Genomic DNA, 14,587 nt, shown 5'->3' on the forward strand with positions numbered 1-14,587 from the left:
AAACACAACCCGCTACGGGGGAGACTTACCCGAAATCTGATTTATTCAACAAAGCCCTATCTTGCCAAAGTCGCTAGTCGCTTGTTTGCCTTAGCTTTAGATTTTATGCTTATGGAGGCGGTTTGATTTTCATCCGATACTTTTTCTAGCACTGGCACCACAGAGGAAATGGACTTTTCTTTTGAAATTTTGGATGCACCTGAAGAAAGTGGGCTTTCAGATGGTATAGAGGTATCGCTTCCCTCATTTTCAATCTTCACACCAAAGCAGGCATGTTCCTTTTGTACAAGGAAGGTTTCTTTTACAGAAACAGAATCCTGCTTTGAATTATCTAATTGTAGAGGTGTTAAATACTCCTTAAACTTTTGATCTAAGACATTCTCTAGCAATACATTAATAGGAGGCTTAGGTTCAGTATCTATAGTATTTCCATCATTCAGAAACCTATTAAGATCTGCAAGTGTTAATCTTTCGTTTAAACCATTTATAAAATTTGCCAAGTCAGGAAATAAATTATTTAATACCAACCCGGTACTAATAGCCGACCTAATTAAATCCAGTTGGTCACCCCTATGACAAAGTTCTGTTTTTTTCAAGAAACTATAAACATAGGGTGCTTTTCTTTCGGATATCCAGAAAGACCGGATCTGAATCCGGTCGTTATCTGCCTTATTTGAGATAGGGTATTTAGCCATGTTCTAGCTCATTATTCTGAATAAATAGTATCAGCAATTGCCAAAGATAATGCGAACTGCGGATTGTCTACCATGATAACTTTAGCCGTTTCAAAATGTTTACGAATAGCTGTTTCGATGAGATATGAACCTCCCCCAACAAGGAAAACATTATGAGGCCTCTCTTCGACTTGTGTAACCGCTCTGATTACTTTACTTTGCAACTTCTGTACCGCAGAGTTTACCGCATCAAAAACACCGTCACGCTTGTCCTCTGCAACCTTCAAAGCTGATTTATCATGACGATTATCAACAAGATGATGAATGTAAGCATTACTCGTATTCAGTTTCTCAGATTCAAGATACCTGCTGATCTCATCGTAAACAATAGAACAACCAATACGGTCAAAACCTTTTACTTTCGAAATCTGTTCTAATTGCCCAGTAATACTTGCAACATCAAGAGTAGTACCACCAAGATCAATTACCAAACTTGATTCAAATGAAGCAATATCCTCAATTTCATCTGCCCGGGTCACAGCTGGTAAAGATTCAGGGAAAACAGTCACAGACAAAACGTTAAAAGAATAGCGTTTACCGTCAAGATAACGCTCTACTGGTTTCATCAGATTATCTTTTTTTCTCTGAATATTTTCAATATTCGTTTCCCCTAAAGCAGTATAGAACTGGCTAAGTGGTAAAGTAACAAAGAGGTGAACATCCTGAGGAACTAAACCAGAAGCATGAAGTGCATGGTGAACATTTAACCGGCTAATTTCATCGTATTGGTGAGATACATCAGTCGATTCCAGTGAGTTACTAGATTCGCTGTGATGCGAAAACCTTTCCAGCCCATCAATAAGATAGTTAAAAGGATTGAGACCCTCATGGCGAACACGGAAATCTGGAACAAAACTATTTTGTGTAAGCAAGGGAACTAATTCGTTTCTTTCATTAAGACAAACCAGTTTTGCAGCTTTACTTCCATCATCGACAACGATTTTTAAAGCTTCAGTGATATCCTGCACTGATGGTGAAACAGGACTTTCAGATTTTAATAGTTCAGCCATAAAAACTCTCTTTTATTAATAGGACCATATTAGATATTAACTTTATACATTAATGGTGACCTATTATCAACATTAACACTATTAAAAAAATACGTAAGTCTATGTTATTTCAGCATCCTTCCATTTTAAATACCTTACCGTTAAATTTCCTGTATTCATGTATTAACCATGTTTATAAAGGAGCCAATTATAATCAGAAAGTTACTTTGCATCCTAAGTATGAACTGTTTGAGAGCCAGGACTGGGGCCTTTACCTGTAAGTAACAAAGGTCCTTAGGCTTAGAATCCAAAATGACGCCTTTTTGTAAAAAAATCATAGTTCGAAATACCGTATCATCGATGTAAACATACGTAGAGGAATTTATGGCAGCTGAGCACGTCCAAACTATAGACCTTACAAACTTCTCCGGAAGGATTTTCTTTCTGGCAGATCCTCATGGACATTACTCTGCGCTGTGCAACTTGATCCAATCAGTTACAAAGCCAGAAGAAGAGATAGTAATTTTCTCTACTGGAAATTTGTTTGACTATGGGCCGGAACCCATAGAATTGATGAAGGCGATAAACAGTGGCTTTTTCGATGGACGTTTTGTGAGGCATTTCTCAGCTGCCGGAGCCGGAGAAGAAATGTTAAAAAAATTGTTACCATTAAACAAAGACCGGAGAACATTTTACCCCAGCACATACCTCAATGAGAGATGGTGTGTAATGGGCGGAAAGTGGCATAAAGCTGTGAATCGTTACTATTTAGAGGAAGAGGTAAAAAAACTTCTTAATACCCAGCTTGGTACGATGATGCAGATTTTACTAAAAGGCGATATAAAAATTGGGGTTTGCCCTTCTGATTACGCCCCTATCCGCACATCATTCACTGATACTTATAATGCGCTTCAAGCATTCAACTATGCCAATGTGAATATTTTTCAGAGCCAGTTTCTATTCGGTATGGACCATGCCGTAATACCAATGATGATAAATGACGTCAACCTTATGGTCCTAGGTAGGAATCCTGTAAACAGCATTCGAAAAGCCCATGGTCGTACTCAAAACAATCTTCCAGTACTGATCGGTAATTGTTTGCATATAAATACTGGATCACTCTATATGTCAAAATTAGAAGACCAGGTAATAGTTGCTCCGGGTATACCGCAAACTGACTCACCAGCACTTACATTAGTAGAAATAATCATGAAGAACAATCCAGTTTTATTGTGTCATCAGCTAATACAAACAACAAACAAGTTTTATTCACTTAAAACCTATCCTTTAGAACTCGATTCGATTGAAAACAACATTGAGGTAACAAGATGAAGATAAATTGGAAGATTATCTCAATTTCAACATTACTTTTGCATCTTCACGCAGCAGCTGCACCACATCAAGAGAAAGAGCATAGAAAAGATGCTTTTTCTTCTGCCGCACAGAAAAGTGATTCACTTATATCTGCTAAAGCGGAGCTTATAAACGGAAGGTGGTTTATAAATGGTAAATATAGGCCTGTTCTAAAGACCAGCATGACCAAAACCAATTTCTTAGAAATCATGAATGTTTCAAATAAAGAATCACTTTTTATTGTGATACCAAAACTTGAGTATAATATCATTGCCAAAAATAAAATCTTACTAAATGAAAAAATTGCATTAAGCGAAGGCACATCCGGAAAAAGCATTGTTTGGGTCGAGCCAAAATCAAGTCTAACTATATCGTTTATAAATGACCTTGCTAATACGCCCCTTCAGGCTATCGTTTCGATCACAAGAAACAACAAAGATATAATTGCCATCTTTGGACCGGATCAGGGTAAAGGGTTTACTCTTCCCGGAAATACGTCTAATGATCAAGTGTCCGTTCCTGACTATTCTGACCTAAATATAAAAAAACTTAACATACCTCAAAGTGTTGGTAATCCAGTAACCATCAATCCTAAAGAGAAGAATTACCTCTTAGTTGGACAAGGAAAATATGAAATCTTATCTCTTCCTAAATATCAACATTTAGTATTTTCTGAACCCGTTTATATTGAGAAAAGAAAAAATATCCTCGGTGGTTATGGTTATTGGACGAAAGAAACAATTCTCTACCCCGGTGAATCATTATCTTTTATAACGAGCGCCAAAAACAATCTAAGGAAGCGGGATGATTAAAGTTATCACACTTTTATTGTTTGCATTACTGACTGGTTGTCAGTCAGTAGAAAGTAAAATCGAAGAACTCCCGACAGTTGGTTTTGACCCTATTCTATACAATAAAAGTGAGGCCTTTACTGACGGAAAAGTTACTTTACGTGTCGAAAGTTCAGGAACTGATGTTTGGCTTGTCGCCAAGAATGGAACCAGAAGTTTTATTGAGCTTTCAGGCCTAACGCTAGGTGGTAGTCGTTGTGCTTACAATGCCCGTAGTAAGCAACTTTTGCCCCCAGGCAGCGTAAGCACATTCGTAGTTCCTACGGTTGGAATGCTTGGACTTTGCTTCAACAATGAAGATCAACTTATGTTTATTAACCGTGCTTTTAGCAGAATCTCTCCCAAAGCAAAAGGAAAAGATTCGCTTTCGCTTTTATTTTCTGTTAGTTACGATTTTCCCGGAAAAGCGGACCTAATTACTAACCACGATTTTCAAGAGTTATATCTTTTATTTTTGAATGAGGATAATCTATGAAACAAACATTAATTGTTATTTTAATATGTTTTTGTCACACGGCTTTAGCATATCCATACCGTATCTATACTGTCCCGGAAGGGGCATTAGTAAAAAACATACTAACTAATGAATATCTAGGAAAAACCCCTGTGGTTGTGGACGTGAGCAATACCGAAGCTGGTTCTACTTTTGGGATTTCATTATTTAGACATGAAAATGTTGCTATAAAGATTTTTACAGTAATGCCTTCAGCAGAAAATAATTTTGCTGTTTCTGGACCTGACGTTGCAACTATGTCATTGCCGGGAAAAGCACCTTTAAACGTAGTAAATGATGGGAATGGCGCTTCTGTTCATATAGAACTAAGACCTTATATGTCTGAACCTGCGCACACCCCATATTAATATAACAAGAAATTAAAAATATAAATCATATGAACTGCATCATAAAGATGCAGTTCAATATTTATTCTGATACTTTTAATTTTTCTTTTATGAACTCCTCTAGTTCCTTAATAAAACCCGCATTTATCCTATTGAATTCAAAGCGAATTTTTCTACCAGTATTGTTTTTACTGATTCTTGCATACTTATCTTTGTTATCAAAAGTAATAAGATCACTTGTTTCCCATTTTGTGGAATAAGTTTTTTCACAAACACTTTCCACAGATTGTGTGATTTTTTCCATTACAACTTTTTGAGCAACCTGGAGATCTCCAATGTCTAAATCTTTTGTTTCCTCTTTAACATTATCTATTACTTCATCTAAAGGAAATAGATTTTTTTGCACATATTTCTGTAAACGAGACAAGCGACTATAATAGGAGTTCGGGATTCCTTCATAATCCGGGAATAAAGAGATCAATGTTTCGTCAATACGGGCCGCCTGGATTCTTTTGGCTACCGATACATGACTAATCCCAAGATATGCTGCGAGTTCTTCATTAGTAGAAAATCCTTTTTCTTCCATTTTTTTGATAAATTGAAACCCAACTTCTCTATATGAAAATTTTCGAGATGTTTGTGCTGCGGATATAATTGAATTTATATCATCTTCGGTTAGTTCATCCGGAAGAACCCACAGGGGGAGATCCTTTTCTGCCTTTATACAGCAGAAACGTCTGCGACTTCCTTCTATTAATAAATAAACCCCATCTCTTTTTACAGCGATCCCTTCGGTATCGACCCCTCTTTCTTCAATCTGCTTAAGAATATCTCTAACAGAATAATCTGTAAGGGCTTCTTGATTTCGTGGGTTCGCTGGATGGACTAAGGTCTCCTTCTCCACTCTCTGGGCTGGAACAATCACATGTTCCGCTTCAAGTCTCCGGCCCTTATGAAGAGTGAATAACTTTTTTATGCGAGGTGCTGTTTTCAAACCCGCAAGACCTGAACGGTGACCGACTTCTGTCCGCTTTGGTGCGTTTAAATATCGAGATTTATCATTCCCGATATGTTGCTCATCGCTCATGCGTTAACTCCTTGCTTAGCTGAAAAACTTTTTATTTCATTTATAAATTGCTGATATACCTGTAATACAGATTCTTCTGCGACATCAAGCTGCTTTGCGGAACAAAGTTCCTCTGATTTTTTGATATCAAGCACTGTACGCCCTTTGGAAGCAGCTGCCTTAAATGCTTCAGAATTTTTTATGTTAGCGGACATCAAAAGGTCCTGAACAGTTCTGATTAATTTATCCAAAACTATTCTTTCATATGGACTTTTGTCATCTACATTGACAGCAAGAACTTTGAACCATTTTAAATTGTCGCCCTTACTTGGTGATTGTTTAAACCTTTCACTTATTGTAAGCATGAAGTCTGTAGTAGAGGCGTAATCATATTCACGTGGTGACACTGCGACAAGAATCCCATCGGCCGCTTCGTCAGCAGCCCAGATCAAAGGTGAATCTTCAGGTGGAGTGTCTATAATAATCAAATCATAGTTCTGCTTCAGTACCGGTAAGATAACTTCCTTGAAACGTAGTAACAAAGACGTACGTTCTTCTCTAGAACATTGCCAGTATTTATCTTTAAAACGAGCATCTGTCGGAAAAGCCGTTATTACGTCCAAGTTTGGCAGATGCGTTGAAAAAGGCATATTAGTGATGATTTCTTCTTCAGAGAATCCTGAATCTAAATATTTTTTATACTCAGAATTTTCTTCATAAATTCCAAGGATTGCATCAATTGCTGTAAGGAAGACATCATCTTCTGAGACACTTTGAATCATGCTGCTTCCAATCGAACCTTGTGGGTCCCATTCGATCATTAATACACGTGCATTGAGTTGTAGATCTAAAGCAGCTGCTACTGCTAAAGCTACAGATGTAGTGCTTTTCCCTGTACCGCCTTTATGATTCTGAGTAACAATAGCTCTGCTAAAGTAATGATCGCGGTACTTGGGATAACCCAGGGCATCCATTATTTTTTGAACATCCCAGCGGGTGTAAAGATGATTTTTGTTTTGATAAATAGGTGCACCAACAAGTTCTTTTTCTTCTAAGTCCGAAAGTATTTTATTGAACGTTACTCGTGACTTCCCAAAAAAATCAGAGAGATTTTTTTTATTCAAACAGTGGTTATAGATCAGTCTATCAACACCATCAACACTATCATCAGAAACAGATACTCTTGATGAAGCCATCAGAGATTCCTTTAGAGAAATCTGCTCGCTTTTCATGCGCTGACCAACGAGGGCGATCTTTTCAAGTAAATTCATGGTTATGACCTTTTTGCACTGAAAACCGACTTTTACGCATATATGTAAACTTTACGTATAATGCGTCCATTTCCTTGTTATGCGTACAATTCTATCCTTAGTTTCAATCTTAAGCTAATGTTTGTTTACTTTTTTATGATTTTTTGTGAGCTTAACTTGCAGATGTGAGCTCAGACTCTCTAGTCCATACCTAATGCACAACCTGTTTAAACCACGATTCTTGTCTCCTTCTCTACGCTTTGAAGTTAAGAGCTCCATTAATGAATCTTCACGCCTACCCTATTTCTTGCTTAGACCCTAAAATCTATCTCACCGGTGTGCTGATATACGTTTCCTAACTGTGAACCGTTGTCGTCAGTCCAGTCTAAAGATATGAGGTGTTAATCTCTTGAGGAGGCACACTACGAATTATGGGAGCAGAGTTAGCAACCTCACCCCGAAATGAAACCCAACTTAAGGAGGCAACCCCAGTGTGGAGATTAAGGGGGTTAAATCTGCCAGCGGCTGACAGTGTCCCAGCTGCTGCTCAGTCACACCACGCCCTGATTTAATCCCCTGCCCGGTATTGTAATGACCGAAAAAAACCCGTGCACTGGTGTCGGCAGACCGGCATGCATGAATATGACGTTAATCTGTATCAGCAGGCACTTTTCGCATAATGGGAGCAAGTGATAGCAACGCCGCCCAGAACGGAATGCCAACATCAGGACTGAACCCAAGTTTGGCGATTAAGGGGGTTAAATTTGCAAGCGGATGACAGTGCCCCCAGCTGCTGCTCAGTCACACCACGCTTGATTAAATCTCTCGCCAGGTCTTGTTTTGACCGAAAATAGCCCAAGCACTGATGTCGGCAGACTGGCATATAGGAATATGACGTTAATCTGTATCAGCAGGTACATTTCGCATTATGTGAGCAAGTGATAGCAACCCAGCCCGGAACTGAAGGCCAGCATGAGGACAGAACCCCAGTTTGGCGATTAAGGGGGTTAAATCTCACAGCGGCTGACAGTGCCTTCAGATGCTGCTCAGGCATACTACTCTCCCTGATATAATCTCCCATATGTTCTTGAGATCGTCGGAAATCGCCCATGCACCGGTGTCGGCAGACCGGTATGCAGTAATGTGAATTTAATCTGCATCATCAAGCACATTTCGTATTATGGAAGTAAGTGTTAGTAAACCAAAGCCCGCCCAGAACGGAAGGTCAACATCAGAACAGAATCCCAGTTTGGCGATTAAGGGTGTTAAATCTGCAAGCTGCTGACAGTGCCCCAGTTGCTGCTCAGTCACACCACGCCCTGATAGAATCTCCTGCCCGGAAATGTGATGACCGAAAAAAGCCCGTGCACTGGTGTCGGCAGACCGGCACGCAGGAATATGACGTTAATCTGTATCAGGAGGCACATTTCGCATTATGGGAGCAAGCGATAGCAACCCAAGCCCAGAACTGAAGGCCAGCATCAGGACAGAACCCCAGTATGGCGATTAAGGGGGTTAAATCCGCCAGTGGCAATAAGATCCCGAGCGGTGTTTAAGAAATATTTCCCGAAGGACAATCTTCCGCTCGTACGATGAATATAGTGTTCAACCCGGGAGAGGGATCACTTAACCTGCTTAGCCTAAATCTTACGTCATTCTCTAAACGGAGTTTAAGCTTAATGGTCCTGAGAAAGTTAAAAGGACTACCCATAATGACGGTTTGAGATGGCGAATAAGGGTTTTTTCTGCCAGCGGCTGACATTGCCCCAGCTTCTGCTCAGTCACACCACGCCTGATTAAATCTTCCGCCAGGTCTTGTTATGACCGAAAATTGTCCGTGCACTAGAGTCGTAAGACCTGCATACAGGAATGAGGCGTAAATCTTTATCAGGTGGCAAGGTTCGCATCATGGGAGCAAGGGTCTTGAACTGGAGGTTAACATCATAAAATCCCAGATTGGCGATTAAGGGTGTTAAATCTGACAGCGACTGAAAGTGCCTTCAGATGCTGCTCAGGTATATTACACCCTGAAAAAATCAAGCATCTGTGCTTGCGAATATCGGAAAAGGCCATGCACCGGTGTCGGCAGACCGGCATGGGCAATGAGACGTTAATCTGTATCAGCTGGCGCATTTCGTATCATGGGAACAAGTGTTAGCAACCCTCTCCAGGACGGAAGGACACTATCAGGACTGATCCCAGTTTGGCGATTAAGGGGGTTAAATCTGCCAGCGGCTGACAGTGCCTTCTGATGCTGCTCAGACATACTATGCACAGATATAATCACCCGTCCGTCCTTGTGATTATCGGAAAAGGCCATGCACCGGAGTCGGCAGACCGGTATGCAGTGATGTGACTTTAATCTTTATCAGCAGGCGCATTTCGTATTAAGGGAGCAAGTGTTAGCAACCCTGCCCAGGACGGAAGGACACTATCAGGACTGAACGCCAGTTTGGCGATTAAGGGGGTTAAATCTGCCAGTGGCTGACAGTGCCTTCTGATGCTGCTCAGACATACTATGCACAGATATAATCACCCGTCCGTCCTTGTGATTATCGGAAAAGGCCATGCACCGGAGTCGGCAGACCGGTATGCAGTGATGTGACTTTAATCTTTATCAGCAGGCGCATTTCGTATTAAGGGAGCAAGTGTTAGCAACCCTGCCCAGGACGGAAGGACACTATCAGGACTGAACGCCAGTTTGGCGATTAAGGGGGTTAAATCTGCAAGCGGATGACAGTGCCCCAGCTGCTGCTCAGTCACACCACGTCCTGATAAAATCTCCTGCCCGGTAATGTGATGACCGAAAAAAGCCCGTGCACTGGTGTCGGCAGACCGGCACGCAGGAATATGACGTTAATCTGTATCAGCAGGTACATCTCGCATTAGGGAGCAAGTGATAGCAACCCCGCCCAGAACTGAAGGCCAGCATGAGGACAGAACCCCAGTTTGGCGATTAAGGGGGTTAAATCCGGCAGCGTGAGTAAGTGCCCGTGCTGTGTTAAAGAAATATTCCCTAAGGACAATCTTCCGCTCGGCCTTTTGTATAAAGTTGTCACCCCGGGAGCGGGGATCACTTTACCTGCTTAGCCTAAATCTTACGTCAATCGCTATCCGGAATTTTAGCTTAATGGTCCTGAGTAAGTTAAAAGGGCTACCCATAATGACGTCCCCAGATGGTGATAAAGGAGTTAATTCCGCCTTCGGCTTACAGTGCCGCAGCTGCTGCTCAGCAACACCACGCCCTGATTAAATCTCCCGCCTGTCCTTGTGATGACCAAAAATAGTCCGTGCACTGGCGTCGTAAGACCGGCATACAGGAATGAGGCGTTAATCTTTATTAGGTGGCAGGATTCGCATCATGGGAGCAAGGGCCCTAGAACTGTAGACTAACATTAGAAAATCACAGTTTGGCGATAAAGGGGGTTAAATAAGTTAAAAGTCTTCGGTGAGCAAATTGGATAAATTTTCAGAAACCAAACCGTTAATAATAAACTTTTAGAAGAATGATTAAAGGATATTAAGTTTTGTATGCAAAATGACACCAGTGATCTGTTTTCACTAATAATGCCGCGCTACTTTGATTACCTTTGGTAAACAAAAATGTAATTTACGTGATTTTCATCTTATAATGTCAGTATTGAAGTTATAAATTTTGTTTACTTAATGCGTACACAACCTAACTGCGATTTGTATTTATGTCACTGTTTTTACACCACATTAATTATAAAACCAAAATTTGCAGCACAGTGATGAACTCATTAAGTCACAACCTCATTTGTTTACTTAAGGCATACAATAAAAAACCAGATTCTTATGAGACATCTGGTTTAATTATTTTTGCTTGAAGATATTTACTCTACGCGGCCAAACCCGCTGCTACTTCTTGAGCATAGAGAATTTCTATTGCCTCGCCATAGCTACAATTCTCGCGGCTTTGAATTTCCCATAATTTACTCCTGTCAGCACTATCCGTAGTAAAACAAAGCTCCATTTTCCGGTCTACGTATAACCGACAGATCTCTTGGAAGTTTTCGAACCTGACTAACATCTCTGAAAACACCTTTTTGACTGTACGAATATTTTTCATACGTTCATATTCTGCATCTGAAGTAGAAAAATATTTATTAGCCTTCATTGCTTCAATGCTTTCTTTTTCTTGTTTCATGATTATCTTCCAAGGCGAGTTAGCAGTCAGGGCCCGGCCAACAGAAGAAGTAAAATAATCTTCAAACGACTGTGTGATACAGATGCCAGCGCAGTTTGTTTTCCTGAACCTACGCCATGCCGCTTCGAGGAAGGAAGAGAAGAATTGGTTTGATTGATTTCCGGCACCTGATGAATTATCAGGACGAATGTACTCCCATGCTTCATCAAGGATGAACAAGCGACGACGCCCATCTTTTTTGATGAACATTGCATGCTGAGCAGCCTGAATGATAGACATTAATACAACTGTCTGAAGGTGGGGGGTGCCTTTTAGCTCCTCCAGTTCCAAAACAATAAATCTGCTGTCGAAGTTGATTGGAGGCAACGTATCGGTAAACCGGTGCCCATAAATTCCACCTTCGCACCATGCTCCGAGTTGCTCCCCAATATCCTTTATACGTTTGTCTTCATGCTTCTTGCAACGCAGAGCAAAGCCGGTTATTGAACCGGTCCGACCTGATTTTCTGGATTCTTGGTACTCTTCTGCAATAAGCTGAAGCATCACTGATTGTTGATAATCATCGATAAGGCCTTTCTCTGAAGCCATAATTTTTAGCTGATTCAAAACCATTATGGTCTGAGCAACTTTGTCTTTTTCTGCATCGTTTGAAGTTGATTCACCGGTAAATTCAGGTGCTTCGTTAAATACATCGTCGTTAACAGTGATGTCAGTTAGGAAGGCAAAGGGATTTAGGGTGAAGTCAGGGGTTTTACCGAAATCAATAAATTGACTGTTTGTATATTGTTCCGCAATCCCCTGGTAAGAACGGCCCACGTCCACAACAAATACTTGAGCACCGTCAGGATCATCATCTGGGTATTCGTTTTCTAAAAAATGCTTAAATGTTGAGCGATAATGAACGAGGTTATTAGATCGCGGTCCAGCTCCAAGATAGTTATTGATTAGATATGCTGTCCAGAATGACTTCCCTGCACCTGACGTTGCACCAATAACCATGTTATAGCTTGCAGAAGTCTTGAAAATATCAAGTCCCATGAGTTGACCTTCACGAGAAACTAAACTCAGTACTGGTCTATCTGTATTACCTTTCCAGGGCCCAAAGATCGGTGTCATATGAGCCGCTCCGGTGTTGCTCACTACTTCGGAACGGTCAAGGTCGAAAATTGTCTTTGGGTCATTGCACATTGGCAGACATGACATAAATGACGGGAAAACGATAAAGGAATCATCTGCTACTTTGACCCGGCTTTCGAGGTAAAAGGATTTGAGATCGTTAGCTGCTGTCTGCACAGAATTGGCATTACTACCCATAACAGTGAAAGTAAGATACCCTCTTAAAAGCTTTGCGCCATCCTCAAGCTCGCGAGTTACGGCCATGTAGTCATTATCCATATCCCGCAGGCGAGGGCAGAATGTGACAACTGAAGGTATACTTGCCTGTTTATTAGTGATTGCTTTGTAGCGGACGTTTTCTTTTGACAACTTGAGCGGATCGGCAAACTGAACAGTCTGAGTGATCATAAATGGGCTGAAAATTGTCTTACGTCCATGCATCCAGTTAACTACTAACTCATACATACAACCGAAATTGACGTATTCAGGAAACTTTACAACGGAAAGTTGTTTGAAGTAACGATGCTCAGATTCGTCGTCACTTTGTGTGACTGATGAGAAATGATTTTCTGTGACTGTATACTTACGGCCGGGAACGTTAACTTGTTCATTAAGCCTTTTCATAGTGTTAACGTCTATGAAACCTTCAGCCCACCGGGAGTTCTTTCCGGGGTTTACGACCTTATCTATACAATAGAGCCAGTTTTCTGCATCGACCTTAAACGGATGCAATCCAATCGTAATTAACTTACTTACAAGTTCAGAGTAAAGTGAATCGATACGCGAATGTTCCAGCTCGGTAGGAAGGGCAGACTGTAAAGGAATCGATAGCGAGATCCATACCTGAAAATCCCTCAACATAAGGTTATCATGATCAGGTTTTAAAGGCTTATGCATACTTCTGTCGTAGTAGTCCAACTGATAACCATTAAGCAGATCTGCTTTAAGCTTATCGTTCCCAGTCATACGCCCACCTCGCACAGCTGACCAAGCACTAAGCTGTAAAGTCAGGTCTGGCAATGCAGTCAGAGATATTTGACAGACAGTATCTGTAGGGAAATCCATTTTGAACATTTCAGCAAGAACATCTTGCTGATTATCAAAAACTCCAGGGGATGGATTACAGATAAACATAAACCCTAATCTGTTGCCATCAATCAAAAAATAGTGAGTCCCTGCTAATTGATCGTAAACAGGGATAAACCCACCTAATTGATGGCGATTTAAACCGCTATTGTAATTATTGATAGCTTCCATATTTGACCTTACAGTTGTCTAACAATGCCGTTCGAAGAGACAGCTTTAGTTGCTTTTTGTTGCTGCTGCATATTTTCCCGGGCCGCATCCTGTACTTCTAAAGGAACTATGCGAGCTGGGTTTGAGGTCGAATTCTTGCCAGCAATCCATGTTTGCGGTTTTACGTTGACATAAACGTAGCCGGGAAGATTAAGCGCATCGTTATCATCGGTATAAGGTGCAAAAGTAATTCTCATTACTTTCCCCTGTTGCAGAACAGCAAGTGGTTCAGGAGCCACTACAGCTTGTTTATAACCTTGCGAACGGTATTGCTGGATCTGCCCAGGGTTGAGAGTCGGGTTAACGGGCTGGCCATTGTAAAGAGAGTACATATCCTTACCAGGGCTGATATCAGAATTAGGTGCAACGTAGCGTGGGGCATTTCCAGCAGAAACCGGATAGCTTGTTTGTTTAACGACTTCCGCAGCCGGATGAACGAAAGGGTTACCAGTTGAAGAGGCAGTGCTATAACTGCTAGTCATCCTTACGTTTGAATTAACCGGTACACCAGAAATAGGCCGTGGTCCAATGGATGAAGTAGGGGCACCCATTTTTAAAGTTTTATCGTACATGACAGGTAACTGACCAACTGGCTTAATTTCGGTTTTTGAATAAGCCACAGGCTGATTTTTAAGGGTAGTAGACTGTGGATATTTGACTTCCCCTGGAGGGCTAATTTCAGTTGGATAACGGCTGTCATTGACAGCCGATTTCTCCTTTCCCGATTCCGACTCTTCCCCCGCCAGTGCAGACAGATCATCTCGATTATTAGTTAACTCCATAACTTCGCGAGGACCTTTACAGATAACGCCCTTTTCAATGCCTGGACATTCGGATTCGGAACTACCGATGGAGCACCCCGTAAGATATGAGGATGTACCTACAACCAGAGCACTGAGTACCAATCTTTTGATGTTCATAAAC

Annotated in this window: 11 protein-coding genes; 4 read left to right on the forward strand and 7 right to left on the reverse strand. The window is 41.1% G+C overall.

Going from position 1 to position 14,587, the window contains the following annotated elements:
- Positions 1-56 precede the first annotated feature (56 nt).
- Positions 57-695: a hypothetical protein gene (locus ACOT0L_RS20345; protein ID WP_012695436.1), complete on the reverse strand. Its 639-nt coding sequence runs from the start codon at positions 693-695 to the stop codon at positions 57-59.
- 11 nt (positions 696-706) lie between these two features.
- A complete protein-coding gene (gene parM, locus ACOT0L_RS20350; protein ID WP_000818954.1) occupies positions 707-1,744 on the reverse strand; it encodes a plasmid segregation protein ParM domain-containing protein in 1,038 nt (345 codons plus the stop codon).
- Between the two features lie 363 nt (positions 1,745-2,107).
- Here parM and ACOT0L_RS20355 point away from each other — a divergent pair, with 363 nt between their 5' ends.
- Genes ACOT0L_RS20355 through ACOT0L_RS20370 form a run of 4 tightly spaced genes read left to right on the forward strand, consistent with a single transcriptional unit; the run spans position 2,108 to position 4,788 of the window.
- Entirely contained in the window at positions 2,108-3,055 is a 948-nt protein-coding gene (locus tag ACOT0L_RS20355) for a metallophosphoesterase (protein WP_000718595.1), read from the forward strand.
- Positions 3,052-3,888 carry a hypothetical protein gene (locus ACOT0L_RS20360; protein WP_000700976.1) on the forward strand — a complete coding sequence of 279 codons (837 nt, stop codon included), beginning with the start codon at positions 3,052-3,054 and terminating at the stop codon, positions 3,886-3,888. The genes ACOT0L_RS20355 and ACOT0L_RS20360 overlap by 4 nt, the downstream gene beginning before the upstream one ends.
- Positions 3,881-4,402 (forward strand): hypothetical protein, encoded by a 522-nt coding sequence (locus tag ACOT0L_RS20365; RefSeq protein WP_000598517.1) that lies wholly within the window; start codon positions 3,881-3,883, stop codon positions 4,400-4,402. The genes ACOT0L_RS20360 and ACOT0L_RS20365 overlap by 8 nt, the downstream gene beginning before the upstream one ends.
- On the forward strand, positions 4,399-4,788 hold the full coding sequence (locus ACOT0L_RS20370; protein ID WP_000815011.1) for a hypothetical protein: 390 nt from the start codon (positions 4,399-4,401) through the stop codon (positions 4,786-4,788). The genes ACOT0L_RS20365 and ACOT0L_RS20370 overlap by 4 nt, the downstream gene beginning before the upstream one ends.
- Positions 4,789-4,849: 61 nt before the next feature.
- Here ACOT0L_RS20370 and ACOT0L_RS20375 read toward each other — a convergent pair whose 3' ends face one another.
- From ACOT0L_RS20375 to trhV, 5 genes are all read right to left on the reverse strand, one after another.
- Entirely contained in the window at positions 4,850-5,854 is a 1,005-nt protein-coding gene (locus ACOT0L_RS20375; protein WP_001278838.1) for a ParB family protein, read from the reverse strand.
- Positions 5,851-7,104: a ParA family protein gene (locus ACOT0L_RS20380; protein WP_001050364.1), complete on the reverse strand. Its 1,254-nt coding sequence runs from the start codon at positions 7,102-7,104 to the stop codon at positions 5,851-5,853. Before ACOT0L_RS20380 ends, ACOT0L_RS20375 begins: the two co-directional genes overlap by 4 nt.
- Positions 7,105-8,232: 1,128 nt before the next feature.
- A complete protein-coding gene (locus ACOT0L_RS20385) occupies positions 8,233-8,394 on the reverse strand; it encodes a hypothetical protein (RefSeq protein ID WP_001371949.1) in 162 nt (53 codons plus the stop codon).
- A 2,548-nt stretch (positions 8,395-10,942) separates the two neighbouring features.
- Positions 10,943-13,624 carry a TraC family protein gene (locus ACOT0L_RS20390; RefSeq protein WP_000387412.1) on the reverse strand — a complete coding sequence of 894 codons (2,682 nt, stop codon included), beginning with the start codon at positions 13,622-13,624 and terminating at the stop codon, positions 10,943-10,945.
- Positions 13,625-13,632: 8 nt separating this feature from the next.
- Complete coding sequence (gene trhV / locus ACOT0L_RS20395; protein ID WP_001022588.1) at positions 13,633-14,583, reverse strand: IncHI-type conjugal transfer lipoprotein TrhV; 951 nt, start codon at positions 14,581-14,583, stop codon at positions 13,633-13,635.
- Positions 14,584-14,587 lie beyond the last annotated feature (4 nt).

The organism is Enterobacter cloacae complex sp. XAL002 (assembly GCF_049236805.1).
Lineage (GTDB): Bacteria > Pseudomonadota > Gammaproteobacteria > Enterobacterales > Enterobacteriaceae > Enterobacter > Enterobacter intestinihominis.

Coding starts and splice junctions, on each gene's coding strand:
- trhV (WP_001022588.1), bottom strand. CDS start 14,583: ATGAACATCAAAAGATTGGTACTCAGTGCTCTGGTTGTAGGTACATCC.
- ACOT0L_RS20355 (WP_000718595.1), top strand. CDS start 2,108: ATGGCAGCTGAGCACGTCCAAACTATAGACCTTACAAACTTCTCCGGA.
- ACOT0L_RS20375 (WP_001278838.1), bottom strand. CDS start 5,854: ATGAGCGATGAGCAACATATCGGGAATGATAAATCTCGATATTTAAAC.
- ACOT0L_RS20360 (WP_000700976.1), top strand. CDS start 3,052: ATGAAGATAAATTGGAAGATTATCTCAATTTCAACATTACTTTTGCAT.
- ACOT0L_RS20345 (WP_012695436.1), bottom strand. CDS start 695: ATGGCTAAATACCCTATCTCAAATAAGGCAGATAACGACCGGATTCAG.
- ACOT0L_RS20365 (WP_000598517.1), top strand. CDS start 3,881: ATGATTAAAGTTATCACACTTTTATTGTTTGCATTACTGACTGGTTGT.
- ACOT0L_RS20380 (WP_001050364.1), bottom strand. CDS start 7,104: ATGAATTTACTTGAAAAGATCGCCCTCGTTGGTCAGCGCATGAAAAGC.
- ACOT0L_RS20390 (WP_000387412.1), bottom strand. CDS start 13,624: ATGGAAGCTATCAATAATTACAATAGCGGTTTAAATCGCCATCAATTA.
- parM (WP_000818954.1), bottom strand. CDS start 1,744: ATGGCTGAACTATTAAAATCTGAAAGTCCTGTTTCACCATCAGTGCAG.
- ACOT0L_RS20370 (WP_000815011.1), top strand. CDS start 4,399: ATGAAACAAACATTAATTGTTATTTTAATATGTTTTTGTCACACGGCT.